General features: G+C 32.9%; 15 protein-coding genes. 9 read left to right on the top strand and 6 right to left on the bottom strand.

The features are described from left to right. Positions 1–10: 10 nt before the first annotated feature. The 6 genes from JC605_RS10705 to JC605_RS10680 form a co-directional block, all read right to left on the bottom strand. On the bottom strand, positions 11–796 hold the full coding sequence (locus tag JC605_RS10705; protein ID WP_198856161.1) for a TlpA disulfide reductase family protein: 786 nt from the start codon (positions 794–796) through the stop codon (positions 11–13). Positions 797–855: 59 nt separating this feature from the next. Then, positions 856–1317 (bottom strand): SRPBCC family protein, encoded by a 462-nt coding sequence (locus tag JC605_RS10700; protein WP_198856160.1) that lies wholly within the window; start codon positions 1315–1317, stop codon positions 856–858. A gap of 82 nt (positions 1318–1399) precedes the next feature. Next, positions 1400–1867 (bottom strand): hypothetical protein, encoded by a 468-nt coding sequence (locus JC605_RS10695; protein WP_198856159.1) that lies wholly within the window; start codon positions 1865–1867, stop codon positions 1400–1402. 15 nt (positions 1868–1882) lie between these two features. Then, a complete protein-coding gene (locus JC605_RS10690) occupies positions 1883–3184 on the bottom strand; it encodes a Na+/H+ antiporter (protein WP_198856158.1) in 1302 nt (433 codons plus the stop codon). 8 nt (positions 3185–3192) lie between these two features. After that, on the bottom strand, positions 3193–4680 hold the full coding sequence (locus tag JC605_RS10685; RefSeq protein WP_198856157.1) for a TlpA disulfide reductase family protein: 1488 nt from the start codon (positions 4678–4680) through the stop codon (positions 3193–3195). A 265-nt stretch (positions 4681–4945) separates the two neighbouring features. Further along, positions 4946–5596, bottom strand: a complete 651-nt coding sequence (locus JC605_RS10680; RefSeq protein ID WP_233074083.1) for a hypothetical protein — start codon at positions 5594–5596, stop codon at positions 4946–4948. A 556-nt stretch (positions 5597–6152) separates the two neighbouring features. Here JC605_RS10680 and dnaK point away from each other — a divergent pair. From dnaK to JC605_RS10635, 9 genes are all read left to right on the top strand, one after another. Further along, positions 6153–8036: a molecular chaperone DnaK gene (gene dnaK / locus JC605_RS10675; protein ID WP_198856155.1), complete on the top strand. Its 1884-nt coding sequence runs from the start codon at positions 6153–6155 to the stop codon at positions 8034–8036. Between the two features lie 195 nt (positions 8037–8231). Beyond that, positions 8232–9305, top strand: coding sequence for a magnesium/cobalt transporter CorA (corA, locus tag JC605_RS10670; protein ID WP_198856154.1), 1074 nt, complete (start codon positions 8232–8234; stop codon positions 9303–9305). Positions 9306–9347: 42 nt separating this feature from the next. Continuing rightward, positions 9348–11441, top strand: coding sequence for a phosphate acetyltransferase (pta, locus tag JC605_RS10665; protein WP_198856153.1), 2094 nt, complete (start codon positions 9348–9350; stop codon positions 11439–11441). A gap of 165 nt (positions 11442–11606) precedes the next feature. Then, positions 11607–12791, top strand: coding sequence for an acetate/propionate family kinase (locus tag JC605_RS10660; protein WP_198856152.1), 1185 nt, complete (start codon positions 11607–11609; stop codon positions 12789–12791). A gap of 96 nt (positions 12792–12887) precedes the next feature. Then, positions 12888–15632, top strand: a complete 2745-nt coding sequence (locus tag JC605_RS10655) for a histidine kinase (protein ID WP_198856151.1) — start codon at positions 12888–12890, stop codon at positions 15630–15632. 244 nt (positions 15633–15876) lie between these two features. Further along, a complete protein-coding gene (locus JC605_RS10650) occupies positions 15877–18885 on the top strand; it encodes a SusC/RagA family TonB-linked outer membrane protein (protein WP_198856150.1) in 3009 nt (1002 codons plus the stop codon). Between the two features lie 4 nt (positions 18886–18889). Next, complete coding sequence (locus JC605_RS10645; protein WP_198856149.1) at positions 18890–20347, top strand: RagB/SusD family nutrient uptake outer membrane protein; 1458 nt, start codon at positions 18890–18892, stop codon at positions 20345–20347. Positions 20348–20422: 75 nt separating this feature from the next. Continuing rightward, positions 20423–21799, top strand: coding sequence for a glucoamylase family protein (locus tag JC605_RS10640; RefSeq protein WP_198856148.1), 1377 nt, complete (start codon positions 20423–20425; stop codon positions 21797–21799). Positions 21800–21805: 6 nt separating this feature from the next. Next, positions 21806–22519: a prolyl oligopeptidase family serine peptidase gene (locus JC605_RS10635; protein WP_198856147.1), complete on the top strand. Its 714-nt coding sequence runs from the start codon at positions 21806–21808 to the stop codon at positions 22517–22519. Positions 22520–22528: the final 9 nt, after the last annotated feature.

Here is a 22528-nt window from a genome sequence, read left to right as displayed (position 1 = left end):
GTGGAATAATCTATTTAGAAAGCAGTTTTTTGATTTCGCTCGCTATCTTGTCTAAGTTTCCTTCTGCATTTCCTACGGCCACATATTTTATAATTCCGTTTTGATCGATTAAGAAGTTTTTAGGAATTGCATTCATTGCATATTGATTCCAAATCACTTCTTTTGGATCGACGCCGAAATTAAAGTCTAGACCGTCATTCTTTAGCTTTACTACTTTTTTAGCCACCGCAGTTTCAGCTTCACCACTTGAGATTGCTAAAAACACAAAATTATCGTTTTTAAATGGTTCAAGAATTTTTGATGGAATATCATAAAACTCTTGTAAGCACGGTGCGCACCAGGTTGCCCAAAAATTTACTAGTACCACTTTTCCTTTCAAATCAGAAAGTTTTACTTCTTTTCCGTCTACAAGTTTTAGAGTGAAGTCTTTGGCTTGATCGTTTACGTTTAAGATAAATTGTTCTTGTTTGACTTGAGGTTTTTGCTCGGCAGCGGCGGTTTGATTTTTTTTATCGTTTTCGATTTTTTCTTGTTCGGTAAAAACTTCTACGACCACTATAAATTCTCTATCGCCAATTTTATCGCCAAACTTTTTTGCTAGTGCATTTCGTTCTTCTTCACTAACACCTTTATTCATTGATTTTACATAACCTTCATTGCCATATTTGATCACTTGATCCATTGTAGCAATTTCGTTGTTGATGATAATAACGGTTTCAGGTTTTTTAGCAACTTTGTTTTGAGCGTAAAAAAGTTGCGTTGCGAATAGTATCGCAAGGAAAATAGTTTTTTTCATGTGATTGATTTTGATTGTTTAATGATTGATGATTATGGTAAATGTAATGAATTATGTTTTCATAAATTCATTTTAGACAATTCAATTTCAAGTTTGTCAAAGTTTTCTTCGTTTTTATCTACAACATAAGGCTTTAGTTTCTGGCATTCTGCCTCAGTTTCAAAAAGCATTTTAAAAACTACTTTGGTCTCATTTTCAGCAAGAGTTTCAAAAGTGGTTAAAATCTGAAAAAGCGGTTTCGAATGGCGTTTCCAAGCAATAAGATTAGGTTTGTCTATTTTTATGAATTCGCATTCATTTTCAAAATTTCCTCTTTCAGGGCCGTGCATGGTAAATTTCCATATTCCGCCTTCGTGAAAATCAAATTCATGAAACGTATTGGTAAAACCTTTTGGTCCCCACCAATTTTTCAAATGTTCTGGATTGCTCCATGCTTTAAAAACAAGTTCTTGCGGAAAATTCAAAATTCGTGTGGTTACGATTTCTGAATTTGGTGTTGTTGTTAGAATATCTGAAGTCATCTCTTTTGATTTTGATTGAATATCAGTGAAATAAGTAAAGTTACATTTATTTTATCAAATGATAATTCAACTTTTTCAAGATTTAAATGGTTTCAAGATTATCCCATTCATATTCTATTTTATTAATTTTCCAGTAATACGGAATTAGAAGCAAAATTTCTAAACGTAAAGAAAAATGACCGTCAGCAGTGCTAAAAGGGAGAATGAATAGTGAAGCAATACATATTGCAATGCCAACTATTGCATCTATTTTGGCAATCGTAATGGCATTTGATTTTTCAAACCAAAGCGAGTAGGCAGCAAATCCTTTTAAAAGCATAACTGCGATAATAAAAAGTCCAATTCCTGAATAAGCAGTATTGGTAGAAAATCCGTAAAGAGATAAATTTACATTTGGAACAAAGAGATTTGTAATAAGCGAAGCTATTGCACCTACACTCATAAGCATAAAAATCCAGCAAAAGACTTTGATCCACCAAGGGAGCAATTTACGTCTTATTATTTCTGGTTTTTCAAATTCGTCAAATTGGCCTTTTAATTCCTGTTCCATCGTTTTTTTGGTTAGTTAGTTATTATTTGTTTTGGGAGTCTGTTGGTTTAGTTGTTTTTTCTCTTCTATTTGTTTTATTTTTTTAACAATCCATGGCAGTGTTAATCCTTGCCCAATCAGAGTCAATAATACCGTCGCTATAGAAATAAAAATGATGGCATTGCGATGTGGAAACGGAGTTCCATCTTCTAAAAATTTTGGAAGTCCCATAGCAATTGCCAAAGAAACAATGCCTCGCATTCCTGACCAGCTTATAATTAGGCTGTTGCCAAAATCGAGTAGGGCATGCTCACTAATTTTTCGTTTTCCCTTTTTATTGCTTTGAAAGGCTTTCTGCAGATTTTTCTTCTGAAAAAAGACCCTTGTCATTCTGGTTAATAGTGCAACGATTGTAATAACTACAGCGTAACCAATGTAAGGCAAAATCATATCATTCTCTATATCTTCTAGAACATATCTAAAATTGAGTCCGATTAAGATGAAAATTAATCCGTTGAGTAAAAAGATAATAACATCCCAAAGACTTTTGGAGCTGTTTTTTAAGTGGTCAGGAAAAGCTTTACTGCTTAAACGCGCCATTGCCAAACCTAAGAAAACAACTGCTATAACCCCAGAAACGTGTAAATGCTCGGCAACAAGATAGGTGAGAAAAGGCATTAAAAGCATAAAACTCACAACGACATTAATGTTGTTTCTAACTGTTCTAAGTATGATTCCTAATATTTTTCCCATTACTACACCTACCAAAAAACCGCCTCCGAGCAAGAAAACAAACTGAAAAGCGGCTTTCCAGATAATGAATGCTGAACCCATTGCGGTTGCAACTGCAAAGCGATAAGCAACAAGAGCAGAAGCATCATTAATAAGACTTTCGCCTTCTAATATTGTAAGTGTTTTTTCGGGTATGCCAAGACCTTTTGTAATATTTACAGCCGCAACAGCATCTGTGGCAGAAAGAATAGCTCCAAGTACAAAAGATAAAGGCCATGTCATGCCTGGAATCATGTAATGAGAAACAACCGCAATCCAGAATGTAGTAAGAAATACTAACGGAATCGCTAAAGTGCTGATTGTGCTTAAATTTGTTTTAAAATGTTTAGGAGAAATATTAAAAGAAGCATCATAAAGCAATGGAGGAAGAAAAATCAAGAAAATAATTTCTGGATTAATTTCGATTTCATTCATTGTTGGAATAAAACCAATTCCAACTCCGACAATAACAAGAAGAATCGGGTAGGGAAGTTTTGATTTTTCTGCAAACGCAGAAAGACCAATTACAATGGCTAATATGAAAATGATGATGGTGTAGTTTTCCATTCTGGTATTTAATTGTTGTTTAGCTGTTTTTCTAAATTTTCTATTTCAGAAGGGCCGCTAATATTTTTCTTTATAATATCTCCGGTTTCGTTTGTTAAAAAATGCCACGGAATTCCCATAGACTGATTGCCATATAGGCTTCTTAAATTGGCGTCTAATTTTTCATTTGCCCTGATGTGATATCCTTCTAAATTATAAAAATGAATCATTTCTTTCCATTGTTTTTCTCTACTTTCTTTATCGATAGAGATATAGACCATCGTTATATTCTTTGATTTTAACAATTGGTAAAGTTTCGCATTGTCTTTAAATTCGGCTTTACAAGGACCACACCATGTCGCCCAAATATCAATGTAATATTGTTTTCTGTTTAGACTTTTTATAACATCATTTACAGAGTTAAGGTTTGAAGCATTGTTTACGAATTTAACTTTTTCATTTAATGGTTCCGCCTGTTTATTTTGAAAGGCAATAATTGGTATAATAACGGGTTCCAAAAAGGGCGTATACGAACTTGAAGGATATTCTTTTTTGAATAGATCGAAAAGAGTAATTAATTCTTTTTCGTAATTATTGTTTATCGCTTCATAATAAATGTAGGCGGCAAAGTAATATTCTAACTGAAGTCCTGACAAATATTTTTTTGCATTGTCTATGTTATGCGTATGAATCTGGCCTTTTTTATGAAATTCAGCCAATATTTTAGTATCTGTTTTTTCAAGAATTAATTCGTTGTAACGAAGAAAATTTTCGACATAAAAATAAAACCATGGTGAACTTAAAAGCTCCGGATTTGTAACGGGATTTGATTGGAAAATTTCTTTCCACATTTTACTAAATTGTTCGTTGGAAAGTTTGTTTTTGTTTTCTGCCACAAACAAATAGTTAATAAAAGCGAGACTTCCTTGTATTCCCTTATGAAAATAATCTCGGTCTATTTCTACGAGATGGTAAAAATCTTTTGAAATCACTTTTTCTTTAAGAAGCTTTTTAAATCCTGCCATTTCAGCTTCTTTGCTTTGCTCTATTTTTTGTGCTATTTCTGAAGGAATACCGTCTTGGAGATATTCTTTTGTTTCGAGTTCAAAATGTCCGCCTACAATCATGCTTCGATTTGGAATTTGATTGTAAAGCATCTGACCTTTTTGGTTTGGAGATTCTACTGCAAATTTGTTTTCAGAATTCTCAGTATTAATGGTGACTTTATAAACCATACCTGGCTCTGCAATTAGGGTTCCGTAAGATTTGTAACTGTTGGATAAATCAATAAAAGAAGTTTTGTCTAATGGGATAATAATTTGAAAATTGCCATTTGGATCGATTTGGGCAGAATCTGTAAATCCGAAATAATCGATTCCGTGAATTGGTAAGGTATATTCAATTATGTCTGGAATTTTTCCTGTGATTTTTCCTGTGATTTTTATTTCGCTTTTTTTTCCCTGACCGATAGCGAAGGAGGAGAATAGAAGTATTAAAATAAACTTAGAGAAATTCATTTTTTATGTTTTTAATCAGGTTTTGCTTATTTCAAATATAATTTATTTATGTTATAAAAGAACGATTTTGAGAGATTGTATTATTTTTTACTGCAAAATTTTGTCTTAATTTTTCTATCAAAACATGCAAGTATGAATTAGGATGTTTTTTATGACTATAGGGAGAGTTTAGAAAAAATATAATTCCACTTCATATAAGTGAATGTTTGGGATATCTATTGATTGGCTACCATTTGAGTTTCCTTAGTTAAACCTACTATTTCATTTAAGATTTCTCAATCATTTGATTTATACGGTTTTTAACAATATAATTTCTTAATATTTTTCTTGAAAACCAATCTCTTGGGAAATTTATAGATCCATATGAACAATACTTATCAGTGATTCTTATTCTTTGATGATTTCTCATAAATGAATCTACTTTTTTTTCGAACAGTTCTCCACCATATTTTGGATAACGCTCAGAATCTTTATTTTTTTCATGATAGATTTTTTGTATAAAATCTTGTTTTCGAATAAAATAAGCTTGGTCTGAAAAGCCATAACTTAAATAAAAGTTTTCAATTTGTTCGAGAGACTCTTTCTCCGCTTCTTTAAATTTAGAATTCCAAGTAGGATTTGCAACAATAACATTTGGTTTATTATTCATTATGTCAATTGCTTCTTTAATCCAGTTTCTGTTGTTATTCACAGGAAAAGAATCACCTGAAAAATGCAATAAAAAATCAGTCTCGCATTGGTATATTCCAACTAGCTCAGCTATTGAATAATAATATCCCTGATCAAAACTATTAACATTTAACTCAAAATGCTCTAATACTTTTGATTCGTAATCTTCAACTACAAAATAATTGTCAATAACTCCTTCTTGAATTTTTTGCTTACAATATTTTTCAACTAATTGTCTATTTTTCACATTATTAATGATAACTTGTTTTTTTGAAAAATTGAAATTGCAGTTGGAAATCATTTCTTTTAAGTAATTTCCTTTTAATATATATTCCCAATCTTTTTCCCAAACCTTTGTTTCGAACGTGACCATTTTATTATATTTTGTATTTATTACAGATACTGATTAGTCTAATTTGTTAGTGTTTTGTTGCTGCAGTTGCTAGTGCTAAATTAAAACCATTTTTCAGATTTGCAATAAGCTATAAAATAGCATTTTCTCTTTTTTACGGTATTAAGTATCCGTATCTTAATTTATTTGCAATGTAGGAAGTTTTGTTTATGACATGCTAATGTTTTTTAAACAAATGAAATAAAAAAAACAGTTTGATTTATAATTTTATAATGACATGATAAATAGACGTGTGCCATACATGTCAGATAACGAAAATGTCATGTTGTCAGATAGATTTTAGAGCACTGACGCTAAAACTGACAATTTTATTTAGTTTTTTATATTGGCACAAAGATTGACTTATGCCACCTGAGTTATTAAAATAAAATCAAAATTAAATATATAAAAAATGGGTAAAATAATCGGAATTGACTTAGGTACGACGAACTCTTGTGTTTCTGTAATGGAAGGTAACGAAGCAGTTGTTATCCCTAACGCAGAAGGAAAAAGAACTACACCATCTATCATCGCTTTTGTTGAAGGTGGAGAAATTAAAGTAGGTGATCCTGCAAAAAGACAAGCAGTAACTAACCCTACAAAAACGATTGCTTCTATTAAACGTTTTATGGGACACACTTTTGCTGAAACTGAAAATGAAGCAAAAAGAGTTCCTTACAAAGTAGTAAAAGGTGACAACAATACTCCACGTGTGGATATTGACGGTCGTTTATACACTGCTCAAGAATTGTCTGCAATGACACTTCAAAAAATGAAAAAAACTGCTGAAGACTATTTAGGTCAAACAGTAACTGAGGCAGTTATTACAGTTCCTGCATACTTTAACGATGCGCAACGTCAAGCTACAAAAGAAGCTGGAGAGATTGCTGGTCTTAAAGTTATGCGTATCATCAACGAGCCAACTGCTGCTGCACTTGCTTACGGATTAGATAAAAAAGGAAATGATCAAAAAATTGCTGTTTACGATTTAGGTGGAGGTACTTTTGATATCTCTGTTCTTGAATTAGGAGACGGTGTATTTGAAGTATTATCTACAAATGGTGATACTCACTTAGGTGGTGATGACTTTGACCAAGTTATTATTGATTGGTTAGCTGACGAATTCAAAACTGAAGAAGGTATTGATTTACGTTTAGATCCAATGTCATTACAGCGTTTGAAAGAGGCTGCTGAGAAAGCTAAGATTGAATTATCATCTTCTGCTGAAACAGAAATCAACTTACCATACGTAACTGCTACTGCTTCTGGACCAAAACACTTAGTTAAAAAATTAACAAGAGCTAAATTTGAGCAATTATCTGATTCTTTAGTAAAACGTTCTATGGAACCAGTTGCTAAAGCATTAAAAGATGCAGGTTTATCTACATCTGATATCGACGAAGTAATCCTTGTAGGAGGTTCTACTCGTATGCCAAGAATCGCTGACGAAGTTGAAAAATTCTTCGGTAAAAAAGCATCTAAAGGTGTTAACCCTGATGAGGTTGTTGCTATTGGAGCTGCTATTCAAGGTGGAGTTTTATCTGGAGATGTAAAAGATGTATTGTTACTTGACGTAACACCTCTTTCTTTAGGTATCGAAACTATGGGTGGTGTATTGACTAAATTAATCGAGTCTAACACAACTATCCCAACTAAAAAATCTCAAGTATTCTCTACTGCTGCTGATTCTCAACCATCTGTTGAAATCCACGTATTACAAGGAGAAAGAGCTATGGCTGCTGATAACAAAACTATCGGTCGTTTCCACTTAGACGGTATTCCACCAGCACCAAGAGGAGTTCCTCAAATCGAAGTAACTTTCGATATCGATGCTAATGGTATCATCAAAGTTTCAGCAACTGATAAAGGAACTGGAAAATCTCACGATATCCGTATCGAAGCTTCTTCTGGATTAACAGCTGAAGAAATCGAAAAAATGAAAAAAGATGCTGAAGCTAACGCTGATGCTGACAGAATTGCAAAAGAAAGAGCTGAGAAATTGAACGAAGCTGACAGTACTATTTTCCAAACTGAAAGTCAATTGAAAGAATTGGGAGATAAATTGACAGATGAGCAAAAAACAGCTATCGAATATGCTTTAACTGAATTGAGAATGGCTCACCAATCTCAAGATCTTGATGCAATCCAAAAAGGATTAGACAATGTAAATGCAGCTTGGAAAACAGCTACAGAAGCAATGTACGCTCAAGGTGGTGAAGGTCAACAAGCTGCTCCACAACAAGAGCAGTCTTCTGGAGATAACGTTGAAGACGTTGAATTCGAAGAAGTAAAATAAATTACTCCGTAAAGACGTATTGCGTCTTTACAATTGAATATGAAAACCGAGTCAGAAATGGCTCGGTTTTTTTGTTTGTATCAATTACGTAGAAATGCACCACAGTTCGTTTAAATCTAGGTTTTTCACAAACTGATAATTGTCATTTCCTGTTCGGATTCTTTTTCGTAATATTACTATTGTAAATTTTCATGAATGAGAAAGATCAAATATAAGAAAGGACGCAAGCTGCAACACATTACTTTAGAGTATACAGGCTCACATAAAGAGCATGAGACCGAAATGCAGCTTTTTGTATACGATGATGCCGATGTTATTGAATACGATAAGTTTACCGTCTTGGCTCTAAATTCTTGTTTTGATTATACTAAAAACAATTGGTTAAATATTCATGGCTTAAATGACATTAATCTTATTAAAACGATTGGTGCTCATTTTAAACTTGATGATTTTCTTTTAGCCGATATATTAAATACCACCAAAAGAACCAAGCTAGAAGAACAGCAAAACGTTTTATTCTTCAATATAAAATCACTTTTACCTTCTGAGTATTCGGACAATCTTAGTGTCGAACAAATCAGTTTTATTTTGAAAGATGGACTTCTAATCTCTTTTCAAGAAAAACGAAGCGATTTTTTTACGCATATCAGAGAGCGTCTTCGCACACACGCAGGAATTGTTAGAACTAAAAAAGTAGATTATCTCCTTTATTTATTGCTTGATGCTGTAATGGAAAACTTCTACATTACGATTGAAGATGAAGAAGATAAAATCGAAGAATTAATTAATCAGGCTAAAAAAGGAGCACATCCTGTTATTCTTGAAAAAATTGAAAACCATCGTGATAATTTTAATTTTTTAAAACGTTCCATTGTGCCACTTAGAGATTCCTTATATTATTTAAAAACAATTAAAGATGATGACGAATCAAACGGCTTAATTCAGAAAGAAACATTTAATTTCTTTATTAGACTGCATCAAAAAAGTCTGGAACTTTTAGAACAGATAGAATCGGATATGAGTGCATTAGAAAGTGCCTCAAACTTTTATTTCTCGGAGCAAAGCCGAAAAATGAATGAAATCATGAAAACGCTGACCATAATTTCGGCCATATTTATTCCGCTTACTTTTATTGTTGGAGTGTACGGAATGAACTTTGAAAACATGCCGGAACTCAAAACCCAAAATGGCTATTTTGTAGTCATGGGGATTATGCTTTTGCTTGTAATAGGATTGATAATCTATTTCAAGAAAAGACGCTGGTTTTAGAATTTTACATTTAAAATACATATAGTTTCAAAAATATAAATTATGAGTAAAGCAATATATATAGCCACTAGCGACCATAATAGTGGTAAATCAATTATTACACTCGGATTAATGAGTATTCTGATTGGTAAAACGGCCAAAGTAGGGTATTTTAGACCTATAATAGAAGATTTTGTTGATGGAGAAGTAGATAATCATATCGAAACAGTTTTATCCTATTTTAACCTAGATATTGAGTTTGATGATGCTTATGCCATCACCAAAAGCAGATTGATTAAGAAAAAGAATAAAGGAAAAATAGGAGAAGTTTTAGACACCATTATCGAGAAATACAAAAAACTCGAAGAACGTTTCGATTTTGTTTTGGTTGAAGGAACTAGCTTTACGGGTGAAGGAACTTCAATCGAATTAGATTTAAATGTTTTAATTGCAAAAAACCTCGGAATTCCAACTATAATTGTAGGTTCTGGAGTTGGTAAAACTTTAGAAGAGCTTTTAGACAGTTTGTATTTGGTTTATGATTCTTTCAAAGTAAAAGAAGTTGAGGTTTTATCGGTTTTTGCCAATAAAGTGCAACCAGAAAATATAGATTTGGTTACCAGTAGTTTGCAAAAAAGTTTACCGTCAAATGTGCTGGTTAATACAATTCCGTTGATATCGAGCCTTAATAACCCAACAATGCAGGAGATTGTACACGAATTGAATGCTAAAGTTTTATTTGGAGAAAATTATCTCAATAACGAAATTGGGCATTACAGTGTTGGAGCGATGCAATTGCACAATTATTTAGTGCATTTGCATGACAATGCTTTAGTTATTACTCCAGGAGACCGTTCAGATATTATTTTAGGAGCTTTACAAGCAAATGAATCGGCAAATTACCCGACAATTTCAGGAATCATTCTAACAGGAAATATTGTTCCAGAAGAAAGTATTTTAAAGCTTATTGATGGACTTTCTCCTATTGTGCCAATTATTGCTGTTGATGGGGGAACTTACCATATTACCAATAAAATTGGTTCGATTAAATCGGAGATTTACGCTAACAATACACACAAAATTGAAACATCAATTAATACTTTTGAAAAGTATGTTGAAATTGAAGCTTTATCGCAAAGAGTAATTACTTTTCAGCCAGAAGGTATGACTCCAAAAATGTTTCAGTACAACATGGTTAAAAGAGCCAAACAGCATAGAAAACATATCGTATTACCAGAAGGGAATGATGATAGAATTATTACTGCAGCATCAAGATTGTTAGACATGGATGTGGTTGATATTTCTATTATTGGAGACAAAAAACAAATCGAAAGTAAAGTTGCAGAACTCGGAATTACATTTGATTTTTCTAAAGTAAATATCATCAATCCGATAGAATCTGAAATGTATGAGGATTATGCTAATACGTATTATGAGCTTAGAAAAGCTAAAAACGTAAGTATTACAATGGCAAGAGATTTAATGGAAGATGTATCATATTTTGGAACCATGATGGTATACAAAGGTCACGCAGACGGAATGGTTTCTGGTGCAGCGCATACAACGCAACATACTATATTACCAGCCTTGCAATTCATCAAAACAAAACCTAATTCTTCTGTAGTTTCTTCTGTATTTTTTATGTGTTTAGAAGACCGAGTTTCTGTTTTTGGAGACTGTGCCATTAATCCAAACCCAACAGCAGAGCAATTGGCAGAAATTGCGATCTCTTCTGCAGAATCAAGTTTAGCTTTCGGAATTGAACCAAAAATAGCAATGCTTTCTTATTCTTCTGGATCTTCAGGAAAAGGAGATGAGGTTGATAAAGTAAGAACGGCTACAGCAATTGTAAAAGAAAAAAGACCTGATTTAAAAATTGAAGGACCAATTCAGTACGATGCAGCAGTTGATTTAAGCGTAGGAAAGAGCAAAATGCCAGATTCTGAGGTTGCAGGGCAAGCCAGCGTATTAATTTTCCCAGATTTGAATACAGGAAATAACACCTACAAAGCTGTTCAAAGAGAAACTGGAGCTTTGGCAATTGGGCCAATGCTACAAGGTTTGAACAAACCTGTAAACGATTTAAGCCGTGGCTGTACAGTTGATGATATTATCAATACAGTGGTAATTACCGCGATTCAAGCACAAGGAATGTAAATAATTGTGAATTGCTAATGGTAAATTATGAATTATAATTTGCTTTGAAAATTGCCTTTATTTCAATTTTAATTCGTGACATTAAAAATATAAAATAAAAAGTTTTGAGTCTTAAAAAAAACTCAGCACCTTAGAAACTTAGCATCTTAGAATCTTTTAAAAAAAATGAAAATACTAATTATAAACTCAGGAAGTTCTTCAATTAAATACCAATTAATGATAATGCCAGAAAACGAAGTAATTTGTTCTGGAATGATTGATAGAATTGGCTTAGAAACTTCGAATATAACTTTTAAAACAGCAACAGTTTCAATTGAAGAGACACTTCCCATTTCGAATCATAAAGTAGGTTTGCAGAAAGTAGCCAAAATGCTTTTAGATGCTGAAAAAGGAGTAATTAAATCAACTTCGGAAATTTCGGCTGTTGGGCATCGCGTGGTGCACGGCGGAAGTGATTTTAGCGATACAGTAAAAATCAATGACAAAGTAAAAGAAAAAATCAAACAGCTTTTTGAATTGGCACCTTTGCACAATCCTGCCAATTTAGAAGGAATTAATGTGGCAGAAGAAATTTTCAGTTCTGCAGAACAAATTGCTGTTTTTGATACTGCATTTCATCAAACTATGCCAGAAGTTGCATACAAATATGCGATTCCTAATTATCTTTTAACAGAAAATAAAGTACGTGTTTATGGGTTTCATGGAACGAGCCATAAATATGTGTCTGAAAAAGCAATTAATTATTTAAGAGATAATTCTAAAATAATTACCATTCACTTAGGAAATGGTTGCAGCATGGCCGCTATTAAAGACGGAAAATGTATTGACACTTCAATGGGATTCTCGCCATCAAACGGTTTAATTATGGGAACGCGTGCTGGAGATATTGATCAATCTGTTATTTTTTATATGATTAAAAATTTAGGATATACTCCAGATGAAGTAAATGCTGTTTTGCTGAAACAAAGTGGAATGCTTGGACTTACTGGTTACAGTGATTTGCGAGATATTGAAGCAGAAGCAGAAAAAGGAAATAAAGACTGCCAGCTGGCATTAAAAATGAATGCTTATAGAATTAAAAAGACCATTGGTGCATATACAGCAGCCTTAAACGGATTGAATGCAATTGTTTTCACGGCAGGAATTGGCGAAAATTCGTCATTTATGCGTAATCTAATTTGTACCGACATGGATTATTTCGGAATTGAAATTGATACAACAAAAAATCAAATTCGTTCTAAAGAATTAAGAGAAATCAATTCAGATAAATCGACCGTGAAAGTTTTGGTCGTTCCAACTGACGAAGAATACGAAATTGCAAATCAGGTTTATCAGTTACTTGAAAATTAGAATAAAAATCCCATCAAAAGAAACTCCTCAAGCTTGAGGAGTTTTTTTTGTCCTAAAAATGAATATTGAGTATCTTTGGGTTTAAAAACGAATATCTTGAAATCGATACTTTTTAAATCAGTTTTCTTCTTTTTCATCGCTTTACAACTTCAGGCTCAAGAATTACTTCCATTTGTCGAAAATTACAGCAAATCAGATTATCAGGGAGATAATCAAATCTGGAATGTGGCTCAAGGAAATGATAATGCGATGTACTTTGCAAATAATCACTATTTGCTTCGTTACGACGGAGTAAAATGGGAAAAATATACACTTCCAAACAAAACCATTATTAGATCTATTCTCATTGAAGGAGATAAAATCTATTCTGGTTCTTATAAAGAATTTGGCTATTGGTATCGAAAAGATGGAACAATGCATTATGTTTCTATTACCAAAAACCTCAGATTATTTGATGAAAAAGACAACGAAGAAATCTGGAAAATATTCAGATTCAAAGGTTCCCTTTATTTTCAGTCTTTTAATGATGTTTTTATTTATGACGGAAAAACAATTAAGAAAATTAAATTTCCGTTTCTTATTTCCTATTGTTTTGGTGTAGATAACAATTTATATGTTGCTTCTGTTAAAGACGGAATTTATAAAATGAATGGCAAACATATTGCAAATCCAAAGGGATGGAATGTTTTAAAAAATACAGTTGTTCATGCTATAGAAAAATATAAAAATGAGACTTACATCTTTACACAGAAAAAGGGAGTTTTTATTGTAGAAAAGAATGGATTAAAAAGTTGGGATCATCCGATAAACGAAACTTTAAAATCGGCTACAATTAATGTGGCTAAGTTTGTAAAGAACGAAAAGTTAATTATTGGAACCGGAAATCGTGGAATTTTCATTTTAGATCTAAAAAATAATTCCTTTAAAAATATTGAGCGCGACAATGTTCTAATGAATAATTCAGTCTTAAGTTTAGGATTGGATAAAGAAAATGATTTGTGGGTTGGTTTAGATAATGGTATTGCGCACGTTGAGGTTAATTCTCCTATTTCTTTCTTTTACGATAATTCGGGTATTTTAGGATCGGTCTATGCGGTGGCATCTATTAATAAAGGCTATTTAATTGCTTCAAATCACGGTATTTTTGAATACAGTGCTGGAAAATTTAATATGATGCCCAATACGCAAGGGCAAGGCTGGAATATTTCTCAAATTGACGGAAAATATATTATTGGTCATAACGACGGTACTTTTTCGTATGAAAATAATACTTTGACCAAAATAAACGGAGTTAGCGGAGGATGGAATATGTCTAAAAGCAGTATTAATGATACTTATTTTCAGTCTACCTATAGCGGAATTTTGGTTTACGATGATCCTTCTAATATGTCTCATTATAAAATCATAAAAGATCTTGCCAAACCAATAAAATATGTTGCTCAAAACAAAAAAAATGAAATTTGGGCAGCCGATAATTACCGTGGTTTATATCGCGTTTCGTTAGATGACAACTATAATACTCTAAAAGTTGAAAATGTCACGCAGCAGAGTAAGATGCAAAATGATTTTGGTATAAAGATTTTTGAGTTTAGAAAAGAAATACTCTTTCTTATTAATAATTCTTGGTATACCTACAATTCTTTATCTGCTAAATTGGAAGAAAACGAATTGTTTAATACAAATTTTAAAAATGTGACCGATGTCGTTTCTATAGACGACGATCATTTTATGGTTTTGCAAAATGGAATCTTGTATCATATTTATGCGCAAGGCAACAAGTTTGTTTGGAATATCATTCAAGAGAAATATTACAAAGGGAAATTGATTAATGAGAATCTAAGAATTTTCAAGAAAGGCAATTATTATTTGTTTAATCTAGATGACGGATTTGTTTCTCTTAAACTTCAATATGAAAATAGACAAAACTCAGAAGTAAAAATTGAAGCATTTAGTAATGACGTTTTAGTTCCAATTGATGAGAAAATAAAATTCAATACAGAATTAAAGATTAATGTCATTTCTGGAATTTATGGAGCAAGTAAACCAAATTTATTTTATAAGCTAGATAAAGAGAAAGATTTTCTCCCAATTTCTGACGGATTAATTGTTTTAAATAATTTAAACAGCGGTTATCATACAGTAGAAATATTCAAACATGATGGAGCAACTTATGACAAAGTTTCATTTTACAAATTTAAAGTTGCCGAACCTTGGTATTTTTCTTTTTGGATGATTCTACTGTACCTTCTTATTATCGGAACTGTTTTGTTTTTCTATTATAAGTGGAATAAACTTCGTTATATGCAAAAATTAAAATTGCAGGCTGAAGAATTAAAACATCAGAGAGAAATTCTTGAAATGGAGTTAAAGAAAGAAAATGAACTCAACATTCAAGAATATGAGAAACACATCTTAGAATTAGAATTGCAAGCAAAATCTTCAGAAGTAGCGGGCAAATCATTGTCGATCGCCAAGCAAACGGAAATGATTGATAAAATTCAAGGCATTTTGGAAACGGAAAAAGATTTTGGCAAACTTAAAAACGAAATTAGAAAAGCAATTAAGATTAATGAAGTGAATAAACATGAATGGGAAACTTTTGAAACCAATTTGAACCAAATTCACAATGAATTTATTATTAATCTTTCTAAAAAATATCCTCAATTAACTCCTAAGGATATAAAACTGTGTGTTTATCTTAAAATGAATCTTTCTTCTAAGGAAATTGCTCCAATGATGAATATCTCTTTTAGAGGCGTAGAATTGCATAGATATCGCCTTAGAAAGAAGCTAAACCTCACACAGGACGAAAATCTGTCAAAGTTTTTATTAAGTCTGTAAGATTTGGTTTTGTTTTTTACAGATTTTATATTTTTCAATATCATTTTTTATATAATTGCGATACATCATTACTACATCATAACGATATGTTAAAGGATTTTTGTTAACATTTATAGTGCTGATAATCATTAAGGTAAAGTTAAAATTTAACACAGTGATGTAGCTATGCTGTAGTGTTATTTGATGTACTACAACGTTGTAATTGCTTAATTTGGCTCTACTAACTTAAACGATTACGTACTGTATGAAAAATTTTATTTTTAGCTTTTTAGCTCTCTTGCTATTGCCTACATATATGATGGGGCAAGCGCAAGCAATCAAAGGAAAAGTAGTTGACAGTAATGGAATGGGAGTTCCAGGAGCAATAATTGCTTCAGCTGACGCTAGGGCAACTGCAGACGCAGATTTCGACGGAAACTTTACAATTAATGCAAAACCTGGAGATATTCTAAAAGTCTCTATGTTGGGTTTTGATTCAGTTTCTGTACCAGCTACTGCCGCAACAATGACTATTACTTTAAAAGAAGCAGGAGATACTGCCTTAAAAGAAGTAGTTGTAATTGGGTACGGTACTAGAAAGAAAATTGATAATACTTCGGCGGTTAGCTCAATTAAGTCCGAAGAAATTACCAAAATGAAAGTAATGAATGCTTCTCAAGCTATTCAAGGAAAAGCTGCTGGGGTTCAGGTATCTACCTCAGATGCGCCAGGAAGTACTCCATCAGTTGTGATCAGGGGAGCAGGTACTGCATTAGGAGGAAGAAATCCTTTATATGTAGTAGATGGTATGCCAACTGATAACATCAATAACATTAATACTAATGATATTACATCTTACGAAGTATTAAAAGATGCTTCTTCATTAGCTATTTATGGTACTAGAGGTGCAAATGGTGTAATTATGATTACAACCAAAGCAGGAAAAGGAAAACTTACTGTAGATGTCGAAAGTTTTGCAGGAGTTAGATCTCCGTTAAAAACTGTAAAAATGGCAAATGCTGATGAGTATGTTCGTTACAGTAACGCCGCTTATAGTAACGATTTTCCACAAGGTAGATTCTCTGCTAATCAACCGTATAACACAAATTGGTTAGACGCAATTACAAGAACAGGGTCTTATACTCAGAACAATATTTCTGTTTCAGGTTCTTCAGAAAATGTAAAATACTTTTTCAGTCTTGGAAATTATGAAGAAAAAGGAATTTTAAACGGATCTGATTATGGACGTACTACTTTTAGAAATAACAATGAGTTCAAGCTTTCAGAAAAAGTTAAATTAACTCAAAATTTTAGTGTAAGTAATATTAAAAATACGCCAATGCCTTTGAGCGCATTTACAAATGCTTACAGACAATCACCATTAGTTCCTGTTCGTTATGCGGATGGTAAGTATGGAGTACCATTTATTTCAAACGGAGTAGTATCTGAAACGGGTACATCTTTTAATAATGTTGGAAATCCAGTGGCTCAATTAGATTATACAAATGAACAGCAAAAATCGGTTACTTTGCAAGGAGGATTAAAATTAGATTGGGATATTCTTAAATCTTTAAAATTCACATCACAATTTAATGGAGAGTATTATACTTACAAACAGTATAATTATGTAGATAATGTGGCTCTTTGGTTATCGGCAGATCCTACTCGTACAGTAGAAAAATATCCTTTAGATTTAAATAAAAATACTTTGACCAGAAGCAGAGATGAGTATTTTAATTGGAATTTATCAAACTATTTAACTTATAATAAGGTTTTTGCAGAAATTCATGATGTAGAAGTTACAGCAGGTATTGAGGCGAATGTTCAAGGTACAAGAGAAAAGTTAACGATTGACAGAAAAAATGTAAATCCAAATTCTAATTATTGGTCTTTGAAAGATGTTAACAATGTAGCTGATGTAACAGGTTATAAAGATGAAGCACTTAATCAAAGAAGATTGGCATCTTATTTTGCTCGTTTTCAATATAAATTAATGGATAAATATTTGCTTACTGGTACAGTGAGACGTGACGGTTCATCACAATTTAGTGAAGACAATCGTTGGGGAACATTTCCTTCTGTTGGTTTAGGATGGATTATTTCAAAAGAAAGCTTCTTAAGTAATGTAGAGCCAATTAATTTATTAAAACTTAGAGGATCTTGGGGTAGATTAGGGAATCAAAATGTACCTCTTAATACTCAAGTATTCACTTCAGGGGTAGATTATCCAGATCTTGGTTCAGGTACTACAATTAATTCTCAGGTTGATCCTAATTTATCATGGGAGATTGTGGAAGAACTTTCAGGAGGTTTTGATTTTGAAATGTTTAATAGCAGATTAAAAGGATCTTTTGATTTGTATGATAAAAATACAACAAACACAATTTTGAATGTTAAACCATATTCAACTTCAGGAATTACATTAGCTACTCCTGCACATGTTGGTGAAGTGTCTAACAAAGGTTATGAAATTGCATTGCGTTGGGATGATAAAATCAATGATAATTTAAGCTATTGGGTTGGTGGGAATTTCTCTCATAATAAAAATGAACTTACGAGTCTTAAAAATGTTCAGCTAAATCCAATTATTGGAGGAAGTTTAGGGAATGGTCAAAATACCAAAATTTTGGATAATACATCAGTAGGTCAACCATTAGGTAGCTTTTATATGTATGAGTACGCAGGAGTTGATCCAACAAATGGTCAAATGCTGTATTACAAAGCTGATGGTTCTAAAGTTCCTCAGACTGGCTTAGATGAACTTAAAGATAAAAAATATGTAGGTTCTCTTTTACCAACTTCTACTTATGGAGTTACTTTAGGATTGACATACAAAAACATTGACTTTTCTGTTGATGGTTACGGAACAGGAGGAGCAAAAGTATATAATGGAAAAAAAGCACAAAGATTTGGAGGAGAAAATGTAGAAGCTTCTATGGCTAATGGTTTTTGGACACCTACAAATACTACATCTTCAATTCCAGCGCCTTCAAACTTGACTCCTTACGCTTCAACGTATTACTTAGAGTCTGCTGATTTCTTTAGAATAAATAACATCACTTTAGGATATAAACTTCCAATAAAAGAGAACAACTTTATTAGCTATTGCAGATTATATGTAAACGCAATTAACCCATTTATTACACAAAAATTCTCTGGATTCTCTCCAGATGTAGTGTCTGATGGTAAATTAGTTGAAGGTACTCAGGGTGTTGAGCTAGATGCATACCCATCATTGAGATCTTTTGTAGTAGGTGCAAATTTAAAATTTTAATATCATGAAAAGAATATATATATCAATGTTTGTACTTTCTGGATTATTCTTATCTGGATGTTCAAATGATTTTTTGGATGTAGAGCCAACAGAGTCTATTCCTGCTGACCCAACTTTGGTAAATAGTGATGCTGGAGCTTCAAGTTTTGTAACAGCAATTTACAATCAATTTTTAGGCTGGGATATGTCTTCTTTTGGTTGGAATGCAGTTACAAGTATCATTAGCGATGATGCTGATAAAGGCTCTGATCCCGGAGATGCTGGTGGAGATAAAGATATTATGGATGCTTTAACATATAATGCTTCAACTCCGTCATTTCAGTCTACGTGGAATGCAAATTATGCTGGAATTAATAGATGTAATCAGGCTTTGGCTATATTTCCTAAGTTAGATCAGGTAACGCCTAGTTTAAAAGTTAGGTTAGAAGGAGAAGCTAAATTTATGAGAGCGTTTATGTACTTTACTTTAGTTAAAGGATACGGCGGAGTTCCTATTGTAGATCATTTGCCAATTCCTGGAAATGACTCAGACAGAATTATGCAATTAACCCGTAAAACTCCTGCAGAAGTTTATGCTTTTATAGAAAAAGACCTAACAGATGCTATTGCGAATTTACCAGAAAAATCGGCATACACTGGTAAAGATGTCGTAAGAGCTTCTAAAGGAGCAGCATATGCTTTATTAGCAAAAGTTAATCTATATCAAAAAAATTGGCAAAAAGTAATTGACAATTGCGATAAAGTAACTGGTTATTCTTTAGTTTCTGATTATTCTTTGCAATATAAAAAAGAAGGAGAATTTGGTCCAGAATCTATTTTTGAGATTGATGGGATTGGAGGAACTTCTAGCCCTGGATTTGGAATTGGAAATTACACTGTTTCTCAAGCGCCACGTGGTGCCGGAGGATGGGGTTGGGGATTCAATACACCAACTAAAGGCTTAGCAGACGCTTACGAGGCAGGAGACGTTAGAAGAGCTGCTACAATTATTTTCAGAGGTTCAGTTTTGTATGATGGTAGAGAAGTTCCATCTACGGTAGCGAATGCAAGATATAATTATAAAGCATATTCATCATCTTTTTATAACCAAGAATTTACAGATACAAATCTTAGATATTTAAGATATGCTGAGGTTATACTAATGAAAGCTGAAGCATTAAACGAATTAGGAGAAACAGCAGCAGCAATTCCTTTAGTAAATCAAATTCGTCATAGAGCAGGTTTAGGAGATACTCCTTTTACTTCTCAAACTGATATTAGAAAAGCAATTTATAAAGAAAGAAGATTAGAATTTGCTTTTGAGCACGACAGATGGTTTGATATCGTTAGAACAGGACAAGCAGAAGCGGCTATGGCAGCAGATGGTAAAACTTTTATAGTTGGAAAACATGAATTATGGCCTCTTCCAACTACATTTATGAGAGAAGCAGGAACACTTTCACAGCAAAACCCTGGTTATTAATCAAAATCTTAAGAATCACTTCCTTCAGATTTCCTGAGGGAAGTGATTATTTATCAAAAATCTTAAATTTTTATAATGGTTAGAATTTCAGTTTTATTTTTAGCTTTTGCTTTTTTTAGTTGTGGATCAAAGGAAGATAAGTCAAAAGAAAATGTACAGGAAAATACTTCTGGCGTTACTGCATTAACAGATGATCAGCTTTTAGATGCTGTTCAAAAACAAACTTTTAAATACTTCTGGGATTATGCAGAACCAAATTCTGGATTAGCCAGAGAACGTTATCATCCAGACGGAGTTTATCCTGAAAACGATTCAAATATTGTAACAACAGGTGGTTCAGGTTTCGGATTAATGGCTCTTGTTTCAGGAATGTCTCAAGGATATATCACTAAAGAACAAGGAGTAGAAAGACTTAACAAAATTGCAGATTTTTTAGGCAAAGCAGATCGTTTTCACGGAGCATGGTCACATTGGATTGACGGAAATACAGGAAAAGTAAAGCCTTTTGGAACCAAGGATAATGGCGGCGATTTAGTCGAAACTTCATTTTTGGTTGCAGGAATGATTACCGTTCGTGAATATCTTAAAGATGGTTCTGAAACAGAAAAAGCCGTAGCACAAAAATATGATGCACTTTGGAAAGGTGTTGATTGGCAATGGTACACAAATCAAAAAAATGTACTATATTGGCACTGGTCTCCGAGCTATGCTTGGGAGATGAATTTCCCACTACAAGGATATAACGAATGCCTTATTACTTATGTAATGGCTGCGTCTTCGCCAACTCATACAATCGATGCGAAAGCATATCACGAAGGATGGGCGAGAAGCGGCGGCATAGTTTCTTCAAAAACAAAATACAATATCCCACTTATTTTAAAGCACAACGGTGCAGAAGAATTTGGCGGTCCATTATTTTGGGCTCATTATTCTTATGTAGGTTTAGATCCGAATCAGTTAACAGATAAATATGCTAATTATTGGGATTTAAATGTAAATCAGACTAAAATCAATTATGAGTATTGTGTTCAAAATCCAAATAAAAATGCAGGTTATGGTCCAGAATATTGGGGTTTAACAGCTTCTTATTCTAGAAACCCTGATGGATCGATCGGATATAATGCACACATGCCAAGCAACGATCAGGGTGTAATTTCTCCAACGGCAGCAATCAGCTCAATTGTTTACACGCCAAAAGAATCGATGGCCGTAATCAGAAATTTATACGAAAATCATAAAGACGAAACTTGGGGAGATGCTGGTTTTTATGATGCTTTGAGTTTAGGAAATAAATGGGTTGCAAAACGTTATTTAGCAATAGATCAAGGTCCTGAAGTTGTAATGATCGAAAATTACAGAACAGGCCTATTATGGAAATTGTTTATGAACGCGCCAGAAGTAAAACAAGGTTTAACAAAACTTGGATTTAAATCTGGAAAATACGGAATTTAAGTCTCTATGAAAAATACATTAGCATTTATATTTCTGTTGTTTTCTGTAGTTGTTTTTGGGCAGAGTGAAACAACTGGGAAAATCAATACGGTTATAATGTCTAAATACGAACTGGGTTATGTTTTGCATCGTCCAGCGAATGTTAAGGAGAAGAAGCCATTAATTGTTTTTATTTCGGGTGATGGAGAAAAAGGAACCGATTTAGAAAAGGTAAAAATTAATGGGCCTTTAAAATATTTAAAAACGAACCAATTAGATGCTTATGTTTTGGCTCCACAATGCAAAGAAGACGAAAATTGGCATATAGAATCAATTTACCAGCTGATTGTGAAAATTCAGAAAGAAAATAAAATTGATTCAGAAAGAATATATGTTACTGGTTTAAGCTCAGGAGGTTGGGCTTCATGGAATTTGGCTTTTGCACATCCTGATCTATTTGCCGCAAACGTACCTGTCGCTGGCTTTGTAGATTTAATTCAGTTAGAAAAAGCATGTGAAATAGCCAATATTCCAACCAGAATTTTCCACGGATTACAGGATAATGTGGTAAATGTGAATTATGCAATCACAATTTATAATGAATTGAAAAAATGTAATGCAAAAGATGTAAAGCTGACCATTTTTGATGATGCAAATCATGACAGCTGGACAAGAGTTTATGATAACAAAGAGATCTACGACTGGATGTTTCAGCAAAGAAAAACGAATACAAACAAATAAATAGAATAG

Origin of the sequence: Flavobacterium sp. IB48 (assembly GCF_016405855.1) — a bacterium.
Taxonomy (GTDB): Bacteria; Bacteroidota; Bacteroidia; order Flavobacteriales; family Flavobacteriaceae; genus Flavobacterium; species Flavobacterium ginsengisoli.
This window is presented reverse-complemented; position numbering and strand designations above follow the sequence as displayed.

Coding starts and splice junctions, on each gene's coding strand:
- JC605_RS10705 (WP_198856161.1), bottom strand. CDS start 796: ATGAAAAAAACTATTTTCCTTGCGATACTATTCGCAACGCAACTTTTT.
- JC605_RS10700 (WP_198856160.1), bottom strand. CDS start 1,317: ATGACTTCAGATATTCTAACAACAACACCAAATTCAGAAATCGTAACC.
- JC605_RS10695 (WP_198856159.1), bottom strand. CDS start 1,867: ATGGAACAGGAATTAAAAGGCCAATTTGACGAATTTGAAAAACCAGAA.
- JC605_RS10690 (WP_198856158.1), bottom strand. CDS start 3,184: ATGGAAAACTACACCATCATCATTTTCATATTAGCCATTGTAATTGGT.
- JC605_RS10685 (WP_198856157.1), bottom strand. CDS start 4,680: ATGAATTTCTCTAAGTTTATTTTAATACTTCTATTCTCCTCCTTCGCT.
- dnaK (WP_198856155.1), top strand. CDS start 6,153: ATGGGTAAAATAATCGGAATTGACTTAGGTACGACGAACTCTTGTGTT.
- corA (WP_198856154.1), top strand. CDS start 8,232: ATGAGAAAGATCAAATATAAGAAAGGACGCAAGCTGCAACACATTACT.
- pta (WP_198856153.1), top strand. CDS start 9,348: ATGAGTAAAGCAATATATATAGCCACTAGCGACCATAATAGTGGTAAA.
- JC605_RS10660 (WP_198856152.1), top strand. CDS start 11,607: ATGAAAATACTAATTATAAACTCAGGAAGTTCTTCAATTAAATACCAA.
- JC605_RS10650 (WP_198856150.1), top strand. CDS start 15,877: ATGAAAAATTTTATTTTTAGCTTTTTAGCTCTCTTGCTATTGCCTACA.
- JC605_RS10645 (WP_198856149.1), top strand. CDS start 18,890: ATGAAAAGAATATATATATCAATGTTTGTACTTTCTGGATTATTCTTA.
- JC605_RS10640 (WP_198856148.1), top strand. CDS start 20,423: ATGGTTAGAATTTCAGTTTTATTTTTAGCTTTTGCTTTTTTTAGTTGT.
- JC605_RS10635 (WP_198856147.1), top strand. CDS start 21,806: ATGAAAAATACATTAGCATTTATATTTCTGTTGTTTTCTGTAGTTGTT.